Below are 19,847 nucleotides of genomic sequence, written 5' to 3'. Positions count from 1 at the left end.
GAGAAAATGAAACGTTCACGCTATGTCGTGCTGGATCATTTAAAAGAGTTGGCTGAACAAAAAGAAAATATATCGACCCAAGCAGTTGCTGAAAATATTAATTTAAGTCGTAATGTTGTGACGACTTATTTATCTCAGTTATTAGAAGAGGGTTTAGTAGAAAAATATGGCACCCGCCCCGTCTATTGGCGACCAAAAACTGAAAAAAAAGATGCTTTTTCAGCTTTTATTGGTGCGAATGGAAGTTTAAAAGAAGCGATTGATGAGTCTAAAGCAGCAGTGACTTATCCGCCAAATGGGTTTCCAATTTTGATTACGGGAGAATCTGGTGTCGGTAAAAGTTATTTGGCGGGCTTGATTCACCAATATGCGATTCAACAAAAAGTCATTGGAAATCATGCCAATTTTGTGACGTTAAACTGCGCAGATTACGCTAATAATCCAGAATTGTTGTCTTCAGTTTTATTTGGTTATCGTAAAGGGGCTTTTACTGGAGCAAATGAAGATACTGATGGTTTGGTGCAACAAGCCGATGGTGGTTTTTTGTTTTTAGATGAAGTGCATCGTTTAAATAGTGAAAATCAAGAAAAACTATTTACTTTGTTAGATTTAGGGCAGTATTATCCATTAGGAGAAAAAGAGCAACCAATAGAAGTTAATTTGCGATTTATTTTTGCGACAACTGAATCGTTAGATGATACCTTATTACGAACTTTTCGTCGACGGGTTCCTATGAGTATTCAGTTGCCTGCTTTTCATCAAAGACCGATTCACGAGCGGTTAGAAATTACTTTTAACAATTTCATCACTGAAGCAACTAGTTTAAAAAAAGAAATGCAGGTAGGCTTAAGTGAAATTTTTCAACTAGTCAATCAGCATTATAAAGGTAATTTAGGAGATCTAAAAAATAATGTCCGCCTGTTAGCTGCCCGAGCATTGATGGAACAGCCAGAAAAAGTCGAACTGCAAATAGGAGATATGAGTCTTGGCAGTGTCACACTCAGTCAAGGTACCCAATCCACTAGCTTGACCAATCGGTTGTTTGCGGAAACGCTAGAACAATTAATCGCGACTGTTTTTGTTTCTGATAAGATTGCCGAGATGAACGAAACTCGTTTTTCTGTCCGCACAGAAATAAAAAAATTGCGGCGGCATTTTAATAATTCGGATTTAAGTGAATTATTAGTAGATAGCTTTTCCCAAATGTTGACAGTTAAAATGCAAACTTTCAAACAGAAATACGGTATTTTTAATCAAGTTTCAGCCAATGAAATAAATGAAGCGGGAATTTTAATTTATTTGTTGATGGAAGCAGCTGAAGTACCGGCACTTCCCCAAAATATCTTGACGATGATTAAAGGAAAATATTCCTGTTCTTATTATTTAATGGGAGAATTTGTCACTTTATTAAAAGATGATTTTGCGATTTCTGCGGAGCAAGCTGAGTTGTTGCAAGCATTATTGTTATTTGTTCTGATCGGTGAGGAGTATCAAGAAATTGAAAAAGTCCCTTTTTTTTGCTTGCTATTGTCTCATGGAAACATGGCTTCCAGTATTCAAAAGGTAGTCAATGGTTTGTGTCAGACGTATCTCTTTGAAGCTTTTGATATGCCGATTGATGCGTCGATGTTGGCAATCAGTAAAGAAGTTGAGAAATTTTTATTAAAACAAAATAAACCTGATCAAGAAGTGATTCTGTTGTTTGATATGGGTTCATTGAGTCAGATGTACAAAGAAATCAAGAAACAATCGGATGCTGATTTAATGGTAATCAATAATTTGACTACCTCAATGGCATTAGATATTGGTTTACAAGTTCAGCAGCAGCGGCCTTTTAAAGAAATTGCAAAAAAAGCTGAGAATTACAGTCAATTAACAAATGTTCAATATTTTGAAGGTCTTTCACAAAATCGAAATATTATTGTTTCTTGTATGTCCGGTGTCGGTTTATCGGAAGAAATCAAAAGTATGATGAATAAATGTTTACGGGAAGACACTGAAATTATTACGATGGATTATAAAGATTTGAAAACCACGTTGAATTCCCATGACTTAGATTATTTTTCCAATACCCAAATGATTTTAACGACAACCGATATTGATTCTTTTGACGAAATTTCAATTATTAATATTTATGATGTGATGGAACCAGAAGGTGCAAATCTAATGAAACAATTACTGGTAGAAAACGGTGAGTCAGTTAGCGCGACCGATGAATTACTAGATCAGTTTCTAGCCTTCTTTACGATTGAAGGAATCGCTGCGCGCTTACAGTTTTTAAATCCCGAAATTGTCATTAAAGAAGTCCAAGAAATCATTGAAAAATATGAACAGTATTATGAGTTAACCTTAAGTGGTCGAGATAAGCTGAATTTATATATGCATATCGCGTTAATGATTGAGCGAATGATGGTGAGTTCTCGTAAAGGTGAAGAAATTGTCAGTTTGGAAGAAGATTTAGATAGTGAGAAAAAAGAATTTTACTCAGTATCTAAAAATATTTTCCATAATGTCGAAACCAAATATAATATCCTTATTGACGAATATGAGCTGTCATTAATGTATGAACTGCTTAAAACACGTTTCTAAATTGAATGCTTAAAATAGTGCCCGAAATATTGAGCACTATTTTTTTGTGCTTAAAGGAGTACTCATATCAATGAAATTAAAGTTGGCACGCTAATTGCTTTTATAAAAGTGAGAAGGAGGTTGTGAGATGACAAAATTTGCAATCGCAACACATGGGAATTTTGCTAAAGGCTTAGAAAGTACGTTGGAATTATTTGTTCCCAATCAAGATATTACTTTTCTTTCAGCTTACGTTGAGGATCTTCCGCCAATCGAGCAGCAATTGGAAGATTTCTTTGCAAATTTAGATAATGAAGAATTAGTTGTTGTATTTACCGACTTATTCGGAGGAAGCGTCAATCAAAAAGTACTATTAGGTAGTGAAGGGAAAAATATTCAGATTATTGCCGGCTTTAATTTGCCAATTGTTTTAGAAATTATTTTGAATCAAGAAGATTTAACAACTGAAAAAATACAACAATTAATCGAAGCAAGTCGCGAAGCACTTCAAATAGTCCCACCAATCAATCAAATAGAAGAAAATGAAGAAGAGTTTTTTGCATAAAAGGAGAAGATGAAAATGATTAAAGCTTTACGAGTAGATGAAAGATTAGTCCATGGACAAATTGCGATGGTATGGTCGAAAGATTTGAAATTAGATGGCTTAGTAGTAGCAAATGATGAAACAGCTGCTAATCCTACGCAACAAATGGCTTTAAAAATGGCAGTACCTTCAGGTATAAAAATTATTATTAAAAGTGTTGATGATGCCGCAGCCTTAGTAAAAAATCCTAAAGCTGGGAATATGCGGCTGATGGTACTAGTCAGGACCGTTGCAGATGCAGTAAAATTCGCCAGTCAAGTCGATGATATTGAATATGTCAATGTTGGAAATGTTGGCAAAACAGTTGGTGAAGATAAAAAAACTATTACCAAGTTTGTCATGTTGACAGATAGTGAAATTGCTAGCTTAAAAGAACTAGTAACTATTTATCCAGAAACAGCTTTTCAAGTGATTCCAAGTGATGAAAAAACGTTAGCATCAGAAATTATTAGTAAACAAGGACTATAAGGGGGAACTTAAATGTTAAATGCATTAATTGTAGCAGGAGTTGTATTTTTCTGTTTGTCCATGAATGAGTTAATTGGATTTAGTTTATTATGGCGACCGATCGTGGTTTCTCCATTAGTTGGTCTACTAATGGGCGATCTGCAAACTGGATTGATTGTAGGCGCATCTTTAGAAACAATCTTTATGGGAATTATTAATGTCGGCGGTGCTTCGGCAGCCGAGCCTGGTTTAGCAGCTGCATTAGCTACAGCCTTTTCGATTCAAAACGGAAGCGGTGTTGAAGCAGCGATCGTATTAGCAATTCCGATTGCTATTTTAGGACAACAAGTGAAAACATTGATCTATATTTTTTGGAATGGTGCCTTTACTGAAAAATTCACTAAATTAGCTGGAGAAAATAAGCAAAAAGAATTTGTTCGATTACATTTCTTTGTTTGGTTCGGCTGGTGGTTCTTATATGCATTAGTACCGTTTTTCGCTATGTATTTTGGTTCGACTGCAGTAGAAAGTGCTTTGAATGCTATTCCAGAAGTAATTATGAACGGGTTAAATATTGCCGGTGGACTATTACCAGCAGTCGGGATGGCAATGCTATTGAAAATGCTTTGGTCTACTGAGATTGCAGTCTATTTCTTCTTGGGCTTTGTATTGATTGCTTACTTTGAATTACCACTAATTGCTGTTGCCGTGATTGGTTTTATTATCGCCATCATTTTTGCACAAATTGATTTCCACTTTAATAAAATTTCTAATCGAACTGCACCAGCTGCAGTTGTTGAAGATGATGGATTATCACAAGAAGAGGAGGATTTCTTCGCATGAAAATAACTAAATTACCTCAAGAGGAAAAGAAATTAGTCAAAAGTATGTTTTGGCGTTCACTAACTTTATATGCTTCTGTTAATCCAGCAAAACAAGGTGCTAATGGTTTTGCTTACTCAATGTTGCCATTTATCAATCACTTTTATAAAACAGAAGATCAACAAGCAGAAGCATTTTTACGTCACAATGTTTATTTCAATACAACGGTTCCGATGGCTTCCTTTGTAATGGGGATTGCAGCTTCAATGGAAAAAGAAAACAGTGAGAAACCTGATTTTGATGTTTCTTCAATCACTGCGATTAAAACCAGTTTGATGGGACCTTTAGCCGGAATTGGTGATTCTATTTTCATGGGTGTATGGCGCGTATTAATTGCTGGGATCGCGATTAGTTTAGCGCAATCTGGCAATATTATTGCTCCAATTTTCTTCGCTATCGGTTTTAGCTCATTACCTTGGGTTGTTCGTTACTATGGTGCATTTTTAGGCTATTCTTTAGGCTCAAAATATATTGAACGACTGTATTCAGAAGGCTTAATTTCGATTCTTTCAAAAGCTGCCAGTATTGTTGGATTAATCATGGTAGGTGCTATGACCTCATCAATGGTGATGTTTGATACAAAATTGGATTTTAAAATTCAAGGTGAATCTGTTTTAAATGTACAGGAGATGTTAGATTCATTATTTGTCGGTATTGTGCCACTATTATTAACCTTGCTTTGCTTTAAATTATTAAACAAAAAAATGAGTGTCACCGTTCTAATGGTGCTAATTATTGTTTTAGGAATATTGTTGTCAGTTTTAGGTATTGCTTAAAAGGAGTATGTGATGAATTCAGAATGGTGGAAACAAAGTGTTGTTTATCAAGTCTATCCAAAAAGTTTTTATGATAGCAACCAAGATGGATCAGGAGATATTCGAGGAATTATTGAAAAACTGGACTATTTAAAGAAATTAGGTATCGATGTAATTTGGCTTAATCCATTGTATCAGTCGCCATATGTGGATAATGGCTATGATATTTCTGATTATTATCAGATTAATCCTGATTTCGGAACGATGGCAGATTTTGACGCGTTATTACAAGAAGCCCATCAACGAGATATTAAAATCATTATGGATTTGGTAGTCAATCATACTTCTGATCAACATGAATGGTTCAAAAAAAGTCAGCAAGTGCCCAAAAACAAATACCGTGACTATTATATTTGGAAAGATCCTGTAGAGGGTCACGAACCAACCAATTGGGGCTCAAGTTTTGGCGGCTCCACTTGGGAATTTAACGAAGAAATTGGGCAATATTATTTACATTTATTTGCGAAAGAACAACCGGATTTAAATTGGGAAAATCCAGAAGTCAGACAAGAAATTTATAAAATGATGCGTTTTTGGTTAGATAAAGGGATTGACGGTTTTCGAATGGATGTGATCAGCTTACTCTCAAAAAAACCTGATTATCCAGATGGCCGTGTGATTCAAAATAGAAAATTAGGAACCTATTATGACGGCGCCTCAAATGGACCGCGAGTCCATGAATTTTTACATGAAATGTATCAAGAAGTTCTGTCTCATTACGATGTTTTAACAGTTGGTGAAACGCCTAACACGAATGCAGATCAAGGTGTTTTGTATTCTGATCCAACACGGGAAGAATTAAATATGGTTTTTCATTTTGAGCATATGCATGTGGATTATGGTAAATATGGTAAATATTCCAATGCTAGCTTTAAATTAACAGATTTGAAAAAAGTTTTAACTGAATGGCAAGAAAAACTCTATCAAAAAGGCTGGAATAGTTTGTATTGGAATAATCATGACCAAGCGCGGGTGATTTCAAGGTTTGGTGACGATCAAGAGTATCGCGTAACCTCTGGGAAAATGTTAGCGACATTATTACACTTTATGCAAGGAACTCCTTACATTTATCAAGGAGAAGAAATTGGTATGACCAACGTGAAGTTTCCGGAATTAACTGACTATCAAGATTTGGATGTATTTAATACTTACAAAGAATTAACAGAGATGCATCAATTGTCCCATGAGTTTGCAATGGAAGCAATTCATGCCAAATCACGTGATAACGCTCGTACACCAATGCAATGGAGTGAGGAAAAGTTTGCCGGATTTTCAAAAGTTAATCCATGGTTAGCGGTCAATTCAAACTATCCAGCAATCAATGTTGAAAAAGCTTTAGAAGACCCTAATTCCTTATTTTATTACTATCAAAAATTGATTCAGTTAAGAAAAGAGTATGAAATCATCACAACTGGTCGTTATCAATTGCTAGCTGCTGATTCGGAAAAAATTTATTATTATACACGAGAAACTGACGATCAAATCTTAGTTGTTGTTTGTTCGTTTTCAAACGAAACCGAAGAATTTATTTTAGAAAATTATTCAGATTTGGCAACTCACTCTGAAGCTAAATTGTTAAGTGGCAACTATCTAGAGGCTAGTCAAGTAGCCTCAGAAATGATTTTAAAACCATACGAGGCAGTGGCCTATTTGTTTGATAAGAAAGGAAAGTGAATATGAGTCAAGCTTGGTGGAAAAAAGCCGTATTTTATCAAATATATCCGAAAAGTTTTAATGATACCAACAACGATGGGATTGGAGATTTAAATGGTATTCGAGAAAAATTACCTTATTTAAAAGAATTGGGTATCGACGCTTTGTGGATCAGTCCCGTTTATTTATCGCCACAAGTAGATAATGGTTATGACATAGCTGATTATCGTCAAATAGATCCAATGTTTGGCACCAATCAAGAGATGTATGACTTAATCGAAGAAGCCCACGAACAGGAAATTAAAATTGTGATGGATTTCGTGGCAAATCACACTTCTGATGAATGTCTATGGTTCAAAGAAAGTCGTAAATCAAAAGATAATTTCTTTAGTGATTTTTATATTTGGGAAGATGCTAAGGCTGATGGTTCAGCACCTAATAATTGGGGCTCGAGTTTTGGCGGTTCTGCTTGGAGTTGGGATGATTCCCGGCAACAATACTATTTACATTATTATGCCAAAGAGCAGCCGGATTTAAATTGGGAAAATCCGATGGTTCGGGAATATATTTATGACATGATGCGTTTTTGGAAAAGTAAAGGCGTTGATGGTTGGCGGATGGATGTAGTAACATCTATCTCAAAAGATTTGGCTTTTCCAGATAATCCACGAGCTTTTACTACTGAAAATCAACAAAATGGTCCAAGAATGCATGAATTTATTCATGAAATGAATCAAGAGGTTTTGAAACCTTTTGAGATGATGAGTGTGGGCGAATCGCCAGCAGCAAAATCTTCCGACGCGCATTTACTAGTTGATCCTAAACGGGAAGAATTGGATATGATTTTTACTTTTGAGCATATGCATGTGGATCGTAAAAAAGGCGATGTCAATGGACGTTGGGCACTTAAAAAAATGGATTTACCTCAATTGAAAAGCATTTTGGCTTCTTGGCAGATTGAATTGCGCGACAAAGGTTGGAATGCTTTGTATTTTGAAAATCATGATCGGGCGCGGGTAATTTCTCGTTGGGGCAATGATCAAAAATTTCGTTATCAAACAGCGACAGCTTTTGCGACAGTTTTACATGGATTACAAGGAACGCCCTTTGTTTTTCAAGGGGAAGAAATCGGCATGACCAATCCAAAATTTGAGTTGGAAGAGTACGAAGACATTGAATTACGAGGGAATTATCAGTTTTATGTTGAACAGCAAAAAACTATGAATAAAGAAGTTTTTTTAGCAGCGGTTCACAAAATTTCTCGCGACAATGCCCGTACACCTATGCAGTGGGACGCATCAGAAAATGCTGGTTTTAGTCAAGCGGATCCGTGGTTCAAGTTAAATCCCAATTATCCAGAAATCAATGTTGAAAATGATCGAAAAAGTGAACAATCAGTCTTTAAATATTATCAAGCATTAATCGAATTACGACATAATGAAGCTATTCTGACAGAAGGCAGTTTTGAATTATTATATCCAGAAGATGAAGCCTTGTTTATTTATAAACGACAATACGCAGGAAAAACTTGGTATGTGGTTGCCAATTTTTCAGAAACAAAGCAAGAAATACCTAGTGAAGTAAACGGTTTGACTGGAAAAATAATGATTAAAAACAATCTTCAGCGTGCAGAGCTTTCAAACAGTTTAGCGCCTTATGAAGCTTTTATTATTGAAGTGTAAAAAAGTACTCGTCTGTATAGTTTTTCAGACGAGTACTTTTTATTTAGTTAAAGGAATTTTTATTTGAAATATGATTCCTTGCGGCTGTAGATCAAGGGTTTTTATTTTTCCATGATGCAAATGGACAATTTGCTGGGCAATTGCAAGTCCCAAACCATAGCCACCAGTTTGTTTGCTGCGAGAAGTATCTTCGCGGTAAAAACGGTCAAAAAGTTTTTGCTGAGCAGATTTATCAATCGATGGTCCTGTATTAGCAATTTCCAACAACCAATCATTGCCGCTTCTTTTTGAAGTAACTGAGATGGTATCACCGGATGTGGTGTACTTTAAAGCATTGTCCAACAAAATAACGAATAATTGATGGATTTTTTCTTTGTCGATCATAACTAATTGAGAAAGTGTGTTTGTTAAAATCAAAGTCTTTTGCTCTTTTTCAGCTATTTCTCTAAATGGAGTGACTAACTGATTTAAAAATTCTTGACTATTAACTTCTATTAGGTCTAGCGAATACGTATTTGTTTCCCCGCGAGCAAGCGTTAATAAATCATTGGTTAGGATTGATAATCGGCGGGTCTCATTTAACGCTAAAGCAATCGATTCGGCTTCATCAAGAATAGTTTGATCAGGATGCTGAAAGACACTTTGCAATTTATTTTGAATAATTGTTAACGGCGTGCGCAATTCATGAGAGGCATTCTCGACAAAATCCTGCTGTTTTCGCCAAGCTTTCATAATCGGTCGCATCATGAGAGCCGATAAATAATAACTAATAAATAACGAGATGATCCATGAAATAAACATTGCAATAATCAAGCCAGTTTGAAAAGTTTTGACAGTTTGGGTGACTTGATTGGTATTGACTAAAAATTCTACATAAGCAATCTGATTATTATCTGAATTCGTATATTTTTTCGTTATCGAATGGAAAGAAAAGCGCCCACTACCGCTTTCTGAAGAAACTTCTAAAGAATTTACTGTGTTTAAATTACTTTTGTCTAATTTCAACTGAGTAAGTTGTGCTAGACGACCATTGTTCTCATCATTGTTTAAAATGGTGCCATCCTTTGACCATAAAATAATCTGGCTATTAAAAAGATTTTCACCAGTTGGATCCGGTGGAGGTGTTTGAGTGAGGTTATTGTCTTTTCCTGAAAGTCGATCAATTTCTTGTTGAATCAAGTCATCTTTTTCGCTCATATTTATTAAACTTTGATCGGTTTCTTTATAAATATTAGTGGTAACTAAGCGAATCATGACGATTCCTAGAGTCAAAAAAATTATAGCAAACGCTAGCATGTTCATTAGAAAATAGCGGATCCGTTGTTTTTTTAGTAGCGTATTATTCATGGCTTTGCTCCTGCAATAAATAACCCGCATGTCGAAGTGTCTTGATTTTATTTTCCAAATCAGTTCCTTTTAAATGTTTGCGTAAATGACTGACATATACTTCGACAACCGTCAAAGTGGTTTCAGAATTGTAGCCCCAGATCCGATCAAAGATTTGTTCTTTGGTTAAAATAGTACCGGCATTTTGAATAAAATAGACCAATAGATCAAACTCTTTTCCCTGTAGCGGTATTTTTTCTTCACGAAAACTTACGCTGTTAGCATGGAGATTACAAATAACTTCTCCATATTGCAATGTGGCATCATCAAATAAGCCGATTGACCGTTTTAATAAAGCTTTCACCCGCATCAAAAGTTCTTCACGATAGAAAGGTTTCGTCAAATAATCATCGGCGCCTTTTTGAAAACCTTCAATCTTATTGGGTAATTCATCTTTAGCGCTAACGACTAGCACCGGAAGTGCGCTTTTTTTCTGTTTAAGAGTAGATAAAATCTCAAAACCATTTTTCCCAGGCAGCATGATATCTAATACTAACAAATCATAAATAGCACTTTCCGCTTCAAATAAACCTAGTTCACCATCATATACTTGAGTGACTTCACCAATCTCTATCAATATTTCTTTGATACTATCGGATAATTCATAATCGTCTTCGACTAACAATATTTTAACCATGTCAACCTCACTTTAATTGTTTTTAAGATTAGTATAAAGAAAATGTTAGAAATAAATTGGAAGATTTTACGAAAGTCTTGTTTTTATTTTCAAGAAATAATCGGCAAATTTGAAACAAATCCTTTGACTTTATGAAATACAAATGATAATTTTAATACAATCTTTTAAGGAGGTACAGAAATGATGACACACAACAAGCAGATGACAATGGAAAATACTTGTTGTTGTATGGTGCAAAAATGCAGCATACGAATTTGTCATGTCTATTAATCTGTATCTATCTTGATAATTTATTTTATTGAAGATTGAAGAGCTGCAGGAAATAGCCTGTAGCTCTTTTTTTTATTTTTAGGAGGGAAAAAATGGATATTCAAACAAAAATGATTCATGGCGGTATTAGTGAAGACGCAACAACTGGTGCTGTAAATGTACCAATTTATCTAACTTCGACCTTTAAGCAAGACGGAGTTGGTAAACCTAAAGAATATGAATACTCTCGATCAGGTAATCCAACTCGAGCAGCTCTAGAGGAATTGATTGCCGATTTAGAAGGCGGCGTAAAAGGTTTTGCTTTTTCTTCTGGTTCAGCTGGTACCCACACAGTCTTATCAATGTTTAAACGAGGCGACCATATTATTTTAGGCGATGATGTGTATGGTGGAACTTTCAGAGTGTTGGATAAAATTTTCCGTCAATTAGAAATTGAATTTACTTTGACGGACGTGACCAATCCAAAAGCGATCGAAGAAAGTATTCAAAGTAATACCAAAGCGCTGTTTCTTGAATCACCTAGTAATCCATTGTTAAAGATCACTGACATTGAAGCCAGCGCCAAAATTGCAAAGGCCCACAACATTTTAACAATTGTGGATAATACTTTTGCAACGCCCTATTTACAACAACCGTTAAGTTTAGGAGCGGACATTGTTTTGCATAGTGGAACAAAATATCTTGGTGGACACAGTGATGTTGTTTCAGGATTGGTTACCACCAATAGTCAAGAATTAGCTGAAAAAATTGGTTTCTTACAAAATGCAATTGGCGGGATTTTAGGTCCTCAAGATAGTTGGTTAGTTCAACGAGGCATTAAAACTTTAGCAGTTCGGATGGATGCGCATCAAAAAAATGCTGGTATTTTAGCTGAATACTTGGCAAATCAACCTCAAGTAGCCAAAGTATATTATCCTGGTTTAGCTGATCATCTTGGTTATGAGATTGCAAAAAAACAAATGAATGGTTTTGGTGGAATGATTTCATTTGATTTAAAAGATGAAAGTAAAGTCAATCAATTTGTGGAGAGTTTGAAGATATTTACTTTAGCCGAAAGTTTAGGTGGGGTGGAAAGCTTAGTTGAAGTACCGGCACTAATGACTCATGCGACGATTCCTAAAGCTGATCGGGAAAAATCTGGGATTAAAGACGGATTGATTCGTGCCTCTGTCGGAATTGAAAGCAGTCAAGATTTATTAAATGATTTAAAACAAGCCTTTGCGGCAATTCAATCGGAAAAGGAAGATTAAAATGAAAAAAAAATTATTAGCAGTTGCAAGTTTAGTATTAATTGGTATTTTTGCATTAAGCTTAAGTGAAAATGATCAAGCAGCCAGCAACAAAACTTTAAGAGTCGGAACTGAAGGAACTTATGCACCGTTTTCTTATCGTAATGATAAAGATAAATTGGTTGGGTACGACGTTGATGTGGCAAGAGCTGTTGCCAAAGAAATGGGTTACAAGGTTAAATTTGTCGAAGCACCATGGGATTCAATGTTAGCAGCTTTTGATGCTGGTAAATCTGATGTTGTCTTCAATCAAGCTAGTATTACGCCTGAGCGTAAGGAAAAGTATGCTTTTTCAACCCCATACACTGTTTCTCATGCTGCTTTGATTGTGAATAAAGATAATAAAGATATCAAAGATTTTTCTGATTTAAAAGGAAAAAAAGCAGCTCAAAGTTTGACTAGTAACTATGCAACGATGGCAGAAGATGATGGTGCAACAATTGTTTCTGTAGATGGTTTCAGTAAAGCGGCTGAATTAGTTAATTCTGGTCGGGCCGATGCAACCTTGAACGACGATGTAGTTTATTACGATTATGTAAAACAACAAAATGACGATAGCTTAAAAATTGTCGCAACTTCAAAAGACGAAACAAAAATGGCTGCTATGGTCCAAAAAGATGACAAAGCTTTATTGAAAAAAATTAACAAAGCCATGAAAAAATTAAAAGACAATGGCACTTTATCAAAACTGTCTGAAAAATATTTTGACAAAGACATTTCTAAATAATGAATTAAAAATAAGACTAAAAAAACGATCGTCTTAGTGAGGAGAATCAAATGGATCGAAGTATTGAAATTATTCAAAGTTCCATCTTGCCGCTTCTGACCTCTTTAATTCAAGTGACCATTCCTTTAACGCTGATTGCTTTTGCGTTGGGGATGGTTCTTGCTTTAATTACGGCTTTGGCGCGAATATCTAAAAATAAAATTTTAAATGGTATTTTTTATTTCTATGTCTGGGTCTTTCGCGGAACACCTTTATTGGTGCAATTATTTATTGTCTTTTTTGGCTTACCATCGATTGGCGTTGAATTAGATGCTTGGACAGCAGCGATTATTACTTTTTCTTTAAATACAGGTGCCTATGCTTCTGAAAATATTCGTTCAGCAATCTTAGCAATTCCAGAAGGACAATATGAATCAGCGGCCTCTTTAGGCATGAGTCAGTGGCAAATTTTTTATCGTATCATTGCCCCCCAAGCTTTTAAGATTGCTTTACCACCTTTGTCAAATAATTTTATCAGTCTAGTAAAAGATACTTCGTTGGCAGCTTCAATTACGATTGTTGAAGTCTTTATGACAGCGCAAAGAATTGCTGCTAGAACCTATGAACCCTTATTATTATATTCTTTAGTTGCTGTTTATTATTTGGTCGTTTGTACTTTTTTAAATTGGCTTCAGACTTATCTAGAAAAGCGCATGTCGTATTTTTCATAAAGGAGACACATTATGCTAACAATAAAAAATTTAACCAAGTCATTTGATCAAACTGTCTTGGAAGATTTAAATATTCAATTTATTCCCGGGGAAACGACCGTTATCTTAGGACCTTCGGGATCTGGAAAAAGTACGTTATTGCGGACCATTGATTTGTTAGAAACACCTGATAAAGGTACGATCGAAATATCAGGAGAAAAATTAACTTTCCCACGGAAAATGTCATTTCCAGAATTAAAAGCTCATCGTCAACATTTCAGTATGGTTTTTCAACAGTTTAATTTATTCCCTCATTTAAGTGTCTTACAAAATGTTATGGAAGGTCCCGTTCAAGTAAAAAAAGTAAACAAAGAAACCGCTCGTAGAGAAGCTATTTTATTACTGGAAAAAGTTGGTTTAGCTGACAAGCAAAATGAATATCCTCAACAACTTTCTGGAGGTCAAATGCAGCGAGTAGCAATTGCGAGAGCTTTGGCGATGGAACCAGAATTTATTTTATATGATGAGCCTACTAGCGCGCTAGATCCAGAATTGGCACAGGAAGTTTTACAAGTGATTCAAAAAATTGCCCAAGACAAAAAAGGCCAAATCATTGTGACGCATCACATTGAATTTGCCCGTAAAGTTGCTGATCGGATTATTTTTTTGGAAAATGGTCAGATTTATTTTGAGGGTCCTGCAGCTGATTTTTTTGATAGCTCAGCAGAGCGAATTCAAAAATATGTTCAACAATTTGTCTAAGAAAGTACGTCACATTTTGTGTAACGTACTTTTTAGCTAATTACATGCTCTCAACTTTTTCAATATATTGTTCTTGTAATTTAGAAAAGAGTAACACACTCTCTTCCCGACTCAAGCCTTCATTTCGAATCAAGAAGAATCTTTTTTCTCCTGGAGGAATGGCAGCTTTTGTTTCGGCTACATAAAAATCAATACTTGGATCAATCGATTGTCCTTCTTGATAGACAGGAATCATCCGGGTTTCAATAAAAGTTAAAAATGAAAAGAAATTTTGCAAATCATAAATCGGTACAAATTGTTCTAAGCCAACAATACCAACAATCAAATTTTTATCGTCTAACTTTTCTTTCCATAGCGGTAAAAGCAACATTGAAAAATAAGTCGTTATTTCATGGATACTATTTTTTAAATACATAAAACGTTTACGACGAGTTATTTTAATAAAGAAAGCATAGATTTCTTGATAGAGTCTTGATTTTGGATTAATTTTTCCTTCCATTTCCTCCTCCATATACTGAGGGAAGAGTAGGAAATTACTTTTAATCACTGAAAAATTCATTAGCGCTGACAGTAAGTTCGCTTTAATCATCATTAATTCATCATCATTTAAACTGATAGCATCATCTGCTAAAAATTCATCTAGAAATTCTATCACTAAACTTGTTAGTGGCAGCGTGGCTTGCTTATTCTCAAATTGTGCCATTTTTATTTTTAAACGCGGATCTTTAGTAGAAAAGGTGTAGGGCAAATAATAAAGAACATAGACTAAAGAAGAAATATCCCATTCAGCCTTGCTTAAATCAAATGATTCAGCGAAATATTCCTCTAAGTAAACTACCTCATCGGGTTGAATTAAATGTTTAAATGGATAGTTCGTAATGAACTGTTTCTGCTCCATCCTCAACTTAGCAATAAAAATTCCCATAAAAGTATAATCATAATTAAAAAATGGTGGTGTATCTAATGACAAATGAGAAAATAGCTCTTTTTCTCTATCTCCGACACTAACCGCGTCAATTAAATCCTGTCCACTGGACCCTAACCATAATACTGATCCAAACAAGATTCGGATAACAAATTCATCACCGGTGATTTTTAGGTTTGAAATACTGATTTTGATTGGAAACTGGCTCAAATAGTCAAAATAAGGACGTAAAGCACGGCGGACTGTCGACAAACTTAAGAATAAATAATCACTGAAGTCTGCTAAATCAGCATTTGGATGTAATAAAGTATACAGGGTAAATTTATAAGGCAGAGAATTTTTAATCAAATATTTTAAATAGCGATTGTGGTCATATTTTTGCTTATCCCAATGGATTAATGAGTTATCAGAAAAAAAAGTTTCATTAAATAGCTTGATAAAATCTTTTGAAATGGAAACCAAAATATTTTGTACGGTTGTAAATGAATAATTTGTTAAAGCTTTCACTTGATTAATTGTATAAACATTTGAGTCCATTTTTTGAAGCGCATGTATAATCGTCAATTTTTTTTTCGCATCGGCACTTAATAATATTTGTTCCATCGCTCACACCCCACTTTAAATAACGACTTAATTATATCATATGAATTATTTATTTTAATAAAAAATGGTAAAATAGATAAACAAAATAGCCTTAAGATTAAAAAAATCTTTCTTTAATTTCCATAAAAATTAAAGGTTTAATAAATAAATGAGAAAAAAGAAATATTTTTAGCTCCCCATAAAAAAAGTATTGATAAAAATATTTCTTTAGTGTAAACTTTAAGTTTTACTAGTTTGTTTCTATTATTTTTGTTATTTATTTTTTTACATACTATTGAAAAAATCTGAATGTATCTATATAATATAATAAATGAACCCGTTTACAAATAATTAAGGAGGGAATGTTATGCTTAGCGTTTGTTATCGAAAATGATTTAGTGATCAAGCAAAACTTAGCGTGTCTAAGGAAAGTCAAGTTAACATTGTCGACCAATTTTTGCTGGGTTCACTGGAATTGTCATAAAAAAATAGAAAATTCGGCAGTTAACTTCACTTCAACCTAATTTAAAGGAAAAAGGATGGAATGAAATGAAGAAAAATTTACGTGTATTATTAGTGGGACTTTTGGCAGTAGTTGGATTAGTTATTTTCGCTGGCTGCGGATCAAACGATGGAGGAACTTCAGGCAGTAGTACTGCTGATCGGGCAGAAGCAGATATTGATTGGCAATTTATTTCACCGGCTGATATGAAAAAAGTCGTGGAAGACGAAGACGCTGAAAGTTATCACGTAGTAGATATCCAACCAGAAGCAGATTTTGCCAAAGGGCATTTGCCAAACTCGATTGAGTTGGCTGCATATCCAGTAGATACAAAAGAATTAGAAGATATCGTAACTGATTCAGCAGATCAAATGTCAGATGATGAAAATCCGATTTATGTAATGTGTCCTGGTGGCGGTGCTGGAGCGAAAAGAACGATTTCAGTTTTAATCGATGCTGGAATTGATGAGTCTCGCTTATATATTATTGAAGATGGTGCCAAAGGCTGGCCATATAAAGACGATGCGGATATTTGGGTGCAAAGCTAATTAACTAAATATGATAACAGGACCGCAAGAATTTTCTTACGGTCCTAAAGTTTTTTCTGATTTTTAAAGATTGAAAAGGAATTTGTGATTAGTTATACTTAATTAGAAAGAGCGGACTTACTGAATGATGGGAGGGATATTTTATGCAACATAAACATACTAGTTTTTGATTGAATCATGAAAAACTTAGAGTTTCTAAGCATGAAAAAAATATTCTTCCCTTCATTATGTTTAGTTGTGGGTAAATAGTCACTACTAATATTTCAAGGGGAGCATACTGTCTAAAACAAGTATGTTTTTTTGTTGTGGACAAAATTAGTTCGTCACTTCAAAAAAAGAAATCGAGGAGAATTTATTTATGAAAAAAGCAACTGTATTTATCGGCTGTCTGTTAATGGTGGCACTAGTTTTTGGTGCAAAAACAGAAGAAGTCTTAGCAGCAAAAAGTGATTCTAAAGAAACACATTTGGTTAAAAGTAATAAAATTAAAGACACTGATTTTTTTGTTGACGCTAAATGGGTAAATCAACACCGTGATGATGACAATACTGTGATTATTGAAGCTTCTTATGGTGAAGGAAAAGATTTTAAAAAAGGCCATCTTCCTGGATCTGTTCACATGGATACGATGGAGATCGAGACTGAAGAAAACAACTGGAATATTTTACCAGCAGAAACTTCTCGAGATGCCTTTTTGACAAAAGGTGTGAATGCTGATAGCACAGTGATTGTTTATGGTAATGATATTAATGCAGTTGGTCGGATTGCTTACGTTGCTTATTGGTTAGGTGTAAAAAATGTCAAAATTTTAGATGGTGGTTATGATGCTTGGACAGCAGCCGATTATAAAACTGAAAAAGGCAATGTAACGCCAAAAGCTGCGAGTGATTTTGGTGCAGAAGTACCTGGACGTGATGATACTTATATTGAAACAAGCGCTGATTTAGTTAAAGCAAAAGAAGCCAATCCTGAATTAATTGTTGCTTCAACACGTAGCTGGAAAGAATTTACTGGTAAAACTAGCGGCTATTCTTATATTGAAAATGCTGGAGAGCCAGAAGGTGCAGTATGGGCAAAGGCTAGTAAATCTAGTTCCGATGTAGCTTATTTAACTAATAAAGATGGCACCATGAAAGATCCAAAGAAACTTTTTGCAGCTTGGGAAAAATGGGGAATTACAAAAGATTCTGATGTAGCTTTTTATTGTGGAACTGGTTGGAGAAACACGGTAGTCTTTTTCTTAGCAAAACAATCTGGTTTTGAAAATGCTAAGATGTGGGACGGCGGCTGGTATGACTGGGATTTAGCACATCAATCAGATCCAAGTACTTATCCAGTTCAAGTGGGTGATCCTCGTGATGCCGACAAATTAGTAATCGAAAACTAATGAATAAGTTTACTTATTTAATTGTTCATCTGCTGCAAATTGTCTGTCTCTACTTTATTTATGTCTTCAATGATTTCTATCATAATCGTTTAGGATTTATGCGAAATACCGCTTATTTTCAAGAGAAATTTGCATCGAAATATAGTTCTTTCTTATGGTTAATACCAACCTTGTTCTTATTATTAGCCATTATCTTTGTAGTCAGGAAGAAAACCCTAGAAAGTTTGATATTTTTAATTGAAAGTCTGTTGTTTGCTGGTTGGATTTTCTTCTTTTCGCTGGAACAATTTGAGATTTATTTTTTGATTGCTGGAATTTTCACATTAGTTTTGATTTTACAATTGGTTTTGGTTTCGTTGCAAAAACGAAAGGTGGCGTAAAAATGTATTCCCAAAAAACCATCGATTTGGCAAAAGAAATTGCAGAAACATGTACTGAATGTGATCGCTGTATGAAGGATTGCGTCTTTTTGCAAACTTATTGTGAAAATCCCAAAATTTTATTTGAACAATTTTTAGCAGAGGATTTAGCAGCAATTGTTCCCTACTCTTGTACTTTTTGTGGCCGTTGTACGGTTGTTTGTCCGCTACAATTAAAATTAGCTGATGTATTTTTAGCGATACGCCAAGATTTAGCTGCTGAAAAATTGCCATTAAAGCAATTAAGCGGTGCAGTTTGGCATCAACGCTTGTCTTGTAGCCGGATCTTTTCTGGTTTGAATCGGGGGAAATGAGATGAAATATGGATTTATGGCCGGTTGTTCATTAAGTTCAACGAGTCCTCAAAGAGTGGCTGATATTATCGAGTATTTGAAAAGCTTTTATCCCGATTTAGCGACTATTCAAGGTTGCTGCGGCAAGCCGACGAAAATGATTGGTCAGCAAGAGTTGTTTGAAAAAAGATTTCATTCATTGGCTGAAATGGTAGCAGAAGCCGAAATTGATGAGTTAATTGTGGCCTGCCAGGGATGTATTCGTGTGATGACTGATGAAAATCAATTTAAAACCAGTTCTTTTTGGGTAAAGCTGGCAGAATTAGGTTTACCAGCAGAATTAAAGGGTAAAGCAAAAGATAGTGATGCAATATTGTCGATTCATGATTCTTGTCCTACCAAAGAAATGAGCGAAATTCATCAGGCAATTCGATTCATTTTGGAAGAATTGGGTTATCAAGTTAAAAAGCATCGCTTGTCTGGTAAAAATACAATGTGCTGTGGAATGGGCGGTATGTGTGGTGTCAGTAATCCGCCAATGGCTAAAGAAATTGCTAATAAAAGAGTAACTGATTTTAAAACCGATCAAATTGTTACTTATTGTGCTAGTTGTACTTCCGCCATGATTTTAGGTGGTGGGAATGCTTGGCATTTGTTGGATTTAATTTTTGGTCCGGTGATTCAAAAACAGGATGAAACGGTGGATCATCCTTTACAGCACTCTTTAAAAGCATGGGGGAATCGTTACAAATCAAAAAGAATGATTATGAAAAATTAGGA

The 19,847-nt window shown here is 34.9% G+C and carries 19 protein-coding genes; 16 read left to right on the top strand and 3 right to left on the bottom strand.

What is annotated here, in order from left to right; genetic code table 11:
* Nucleotides 1-6: 6 nt before the first annotated feature.
* From ACVWNY_RS09615 to ACVWNY_RS09585, 7 genes are all read left to right on the top strand, one after another.
* Nucleotides 7-2,589, top strand: coding sequence for a sigma 54-interacting transcriptional regulator (locus tag ACVWNY_RS09615; RefSeq protein WP_218326859.1), 2,583 nt, complete (start codon nt 7-9; stop codon nt 2,587-2,589).
* Between the two features lie 127 nt (nt 2,590-2,716).
* Nucleotides 2,717-3,133, top strand: a complete 417-nt coding sequence (locus ACVWNY_RS09610; protein ID WP_218326858.1) for a PTS sugar transporter subunit IIA — start codon at nt 2,717-2,719, stop codon at nt 3,131-3,133.
* A 15-nt stretch (nt 3,134-3,148) separates the two neighbouring features.
* Nucleotides 3,149-3,640, top strand: coding sequence for a PTS sugar transporter subunit IIB (locus ACVWNY_RS09605; RefSeq protein WP_218326857.1), 492 nt, complete (start codon nt 3,149-3,151; stop codon nt 3,638-3,640).
* Nucleotides 3,641-3,652: 12 nt separating this feature from the next.
* Entirely contained in the window at nt 3,653-4,462 is an 810-nt protein-coding gene (locus tag ACVWNY_RS09600; RefSeq protein ID WP_218326856.1) for a PTS mannose/fructose/sorbose/N-acetylgalactosamine transporter subunit IIC, read from the top strand.
* Nucleotides 4,459-5,277 (top strand): PTS system mannose/fructose/sorbose family transporter subunit IID, encoded by an 819-nt coding sequence (locus ACVWNY_RS09595; RefSeq protein WP_218326855.1) that lies wholly within the window; start codon nt 4,459-4,461, stop codon nt 5,275-5,277. The genes ACVWNY_RS09600 and ACVWNY_RS09595 overlap by 4 nt, the downstream gene beginning before the upstream one ends.
* A gap of 12 nt (nt 5,278-5,289) precedes the next feature.
* On the top strand, nt 5,290-6,990 hold the full coding sequence (locus tag ACVWNY_RS09590; protein WP_454071299.1) for a glycoside hydrolase family 13 protein: 1,701 nt from the start codon (nt 5,290-5,292) through the stop codon (nt 6,988-6,990).
* A 2-nt stretch (nt 6,991-6,992) separates the two neighbouring features.
* On the top strand, nt 6,993-8,651 hold the full coding sequence (locus tag ACVWNY_RS09585) for a glycoside hydrolase family 13 protein (protein ID WP_218326853.1): 1,659 nt from the start codon (nt 6,993-6,995) through the stop codon (nt 8,649-8,651).
* Between the two features lie 39 nt (nt 8,652-8,690).
* Here the strand turns inward: ACVWNY_RS09585 and ACVWNY_RS09580 are convergent, their stop codons facing one another.
* A complete protein-coding gene (locus ACVWNY_RS09580) occupies nt 8,691-9,998 on the bottom strand; it encodes a sensor histidine kinase (RefSeq protein ID WP_454071298.1) in 1,308 nt (435 codons plus the stop codon).
* Nucleotides 9,991-10,674: a response regulator transcription factor gene (locus ACVWNY_RS09575; protein WP_218326851.1), complete on the bottom strand. Its 684-nt coding sequence runs from the start codon at nt 10,672-10,674 to the stop codon at nt 9,991-9,993. The genes ACVWNY_RS09580 and ACVWNY_RS09575 overlap by 8 nt, the downstream gene beginning before the upstream one ends.
* A 362-nt stretch (nt 10,675-11,036) precedes the next feature.
* Here ACVWNY_RS09575 and ACVWNY_RS09570 point away from each other — a divergent pair, with 362 nt between their 5' ends.
* Genes ACVWNY_RS09570 through ACVWNY_RS09555 form a run of 4 tightly spaced genes read left to right on the top strand, consistent with a single transcriptional unit; the run spans nt 11,037 to nt 14,411 of the window.
* Nucleotides 11,037-12,194, top strand: a complete 1,158-nt coding sequence (locus tag ACVWNY_RS09570) for a cystathionine gamma-synthase (protein ID WP_218326850.1) — start codon at nt 11,037-11,039, stop codon at nt 12,192-12,194.
* 1 nt (nt 12,195) lies between these two features.
* On the top strand, nt 12,196-12,960 hold the full coding sequence (locus ACVWNY_RS09565; protein WP_218326849.1) for an amino acid ABC transporter substrate-binding protein: 765 nt from the start codon (nt 12,196-12,198) through the stop codon (nt 12,958-12,960).
* A gap of 50 nt (nt 12,961-13,010) precedes the next feature.
* A complete protein-coding gene (locus ACVWNY_RS09560) occupies nt 13,011-13,670 on the top strand; it encodes an amino acid ABC transporter permease (protein WP_218326848.1) in 660 nt (219 codons plus the stop codon).
* Nucleotides 13,671-13,682: 12 nt separating this feature from the next.
* Nucleotides 13,683-14,411 (top strand): amino acid ABC transporter ATP-binding protein, encoded by a 729-nt coding sequence (locus ACVWNY_RS09555; RefSeq protein ID WP_218326847.1) that lies wholly within the window; start codon nt 13,683-13,685, stop codon nt 14,409-14,411.
* 40 nt (nt 14,412-14,451) lie between these two features.
* Here ACVWNY_RS09555 and ACVWNY_RS09550 read toward each other — a convergent pair whose 3' ends face one another.
* Entirely contained in the window at nt 14,452-15,939 is a 1,488-nt protein-coding gene (locus ACVWNY_RS09550; protein ID WP_454071297.1) for a helix-turn-helix domain-containing protein, read from the bottom strand.
* Nucleotides 15,940-16,467: 528 nt separating this feature from the next.
* On the opposite strand from ACVWNY_RS09550, the gene ACVWNY_RS09545 reads away from it, so the two are divergent.
* From ACVWNY_RS09545 to ACVWNY_RS09525, 5 genes are all read left to right on the top strand, one after another.
* A complete protein-coding gene (locus ACVWNY_RS09545; protein ID WP_218326845.1) occupies nt 16,468-16,968 on the top strand; it encodes a rhodanese-like domain-containing protein in 501 nt (166 codons plus the stop codon).
* A 358-nt stretch (nt 16,969-17,326) separates the two neighbouring features.
* Nucleotides 17,327-18,355: a sulfurtransferase gene (locus ACVWNY_RS09540; protein WP_218326844.1), complete on the top strand. Its 1,029-nt coding sequence runs from the start codon at nt 17,327-17,329 to the stop codon at nt 18,353-18,355.
* Nucleotides 18,355-18,735, top strand: a complete 381-nt coding sequence (locus tag ACVWNY_RS09535; RefSeq protein ID WP_218326843.1) for a hypothetical protein — start codon at nt 18,355-18,357, stop codon at nt 18,733-18,735. Before ACVWNY_RS09540 ends, ACVWNY_RS09535 begins: the two co-directional genes overlap by 1 nt.
* Nucleotides 18,736-18,737: 2 nt before the next feature.
* Nucleotides 18,738-19,088 (top strand): 4Fe-4S dicluster domain-containing protein, encoded by a 351-nt coding sequence (locus ACVWNY_RS09530; protein ID WP_218326842.1) that lies wholly within the window; start codon nt 18,738-18,740, stop codon nt 19,086-19,088.
* 1 nt (nt 19,089) lies between these two features.
* Nucleotides 19,090-19,845 carry a heterodisulfide reductase-related iron-sulfur binding cluster gene (locus ACVWNY_RS09525; RefSeq protein ID WP_218326841.1) on the top strand — a complete coding sequence of 252 codons (756 nt, stop codon included), beginning with the start codon at nt 19,090-19,092 and terminating at the stop codon, nt 19,843-19,845.
* The last annotated feature ends 2 nt before the right edge of the window (nt 19,846-19,847 follow it).

This window comes from Enterococcus sp. JNUCC 77, from assembly GCF_054819945.1.
The sequence above is the reverse complement of the archived record's forward strand: the minus strand, read 5'-3'. Positions and strand labels throughout refer to the sequence as shown.

Excerpts from the sequence above, each read along its gene's own strand:
- ACVWNY_RS09615 (WP_218326859.1), top strand. The coding sequence starts at position 7 with ATGAAACGTTCACGCTATGTCGTGCTGGATCATTTAAAAGAGTTGGCT.
- ACVWNY_RS09610 (WP_218326858.1), top strand. The coding sequence starts at position 2,717 with ATGACAAAATTTGCAATCGCAACACATGGGAATTTTGCTAAAGGCTTA.
- ACVWNY_RS09605 (WP_218326857.1), top strand. The coding sequence starts at position 3,149 with ATGATTAAAGCTTTACGAGTAGATGAAAGATTAGTCCATGGACAAATT.
- ACVWNY_RS09600 (WP_218326856.1), top strand. The coding sequence starts at position 3,653 with ATGTTAAATGCATTAATTGTAGCAGGAGTTGTATTTTTCTGTTTGTCC.
- ACVWNY_RS09595 (WP_218326855.1), top strand. The coding sequence starts at position 4,459 with ATGAAAATAACTAAATTACCTCAAGAGGAAAAGAAATTAGTCAAAAGT.
- ACVWNY_RS09590 (WP_454071299.1), top strand. The coding sequence starts at position 5,290 with ATGAATTCAGAATGGTGGAAACAAAGTGTTGTTTATCAAGTCTATCCA.
- ACVWNY_RS09585 (WP_218326853.1), top strand. The coding sequence starts at position 6,993 with ATGAGTCAAGCTTGGTGGAAAAAAGCCGTATTTTATCAAATATATCCG.
- ACVWNY_RS09580 (WP_454071298.1), bottom strand. The coding sequence starts at position 9,998 with ATGAATAATACGCTACTAAAAAAACAACGGATCCGCTATTTTCTAATG.
- ACVWNY_RS09575 (WP_218326851.1), bottom strand. The coding sequence starts at position 10,674 with ATGGTTAAAATATTGTTAGTCGAAGACGATTATGAATTATCCGATAGT.
- ACVWNY_RS09570 (WP_218326850.1), top strand. The coding sequence starts at position 11,037 with ATGGATATTCAAACAAAAATGATTCATGGCGGTATTAGTGAAGACGCA.
- ACVWNY_RS09565 (WP_218326849.1), top strand. The coding sequence starts at position 12,196 with ATGAAAAAAAAATTATTAGCAGTTGCAAGTTTAGTATTAATTGGTATT.
- ACVWNY_RS09560 (WP_218326848.1), top strand. The coding sequence starts at position 13,011 with ATGGATCGAAGTATTGAAATTATTCAAAGTTCCATCTTGCCGCTTCTG.
- ACVWNY_RS09555 (WP_218326847.1), top strand. The coding sequence starts at position 13,683 with ATGCTAACAATAAAAAATTTAACCAAGTCATTTGATCAAACTGTCTTG.
- ACVWNY_RS09550 (WP_454071297.1), bottom strand. The coding sequence starts at position 15,939 with ATGGAACAAATATTATTAAGTGCCGATGCGAAAAAAAAATTGACGATT.
- ACVWNY_RS09545 (WP_218326845.1), top strand. The coding sequence starts at position 16,468 with ATGAAGAAAAATTTACGTGTATTATTAGTGGGACTTTTGGCAGTAGTT.
- ACVWNY_RS09540 (WP_218326844.1), top strand. The coding sequence starts at position 17,327 with ATGAAAAAAGCAACTGTATTTATCGGCTGTCTGTTAATGGTGGCACTA.
- ACVWNY_RS09535 (WP_218326843.1), top strand. The coding sequence starts at position 18,355 with ATGAATAAGTTTACTTATTTAATTGTTCATCTGCTGCAAATTGTCTGT.
- ACVWNY_RS09530 (WP_218326842.1), top strand. The coding sequence starts at position 18,738 with ATGTATTCCCAAAAAACCATCGATTTGGCAAAAGAAATTGCAGAAACA.
- ACVWNY_RS09525 (WP_218326841.1), top strand. The coding sequence starts at position 19,090 with ATGAAATATGGATTTATGGCCGGTTGTTCATTAAGTTCAACGAGTCCT.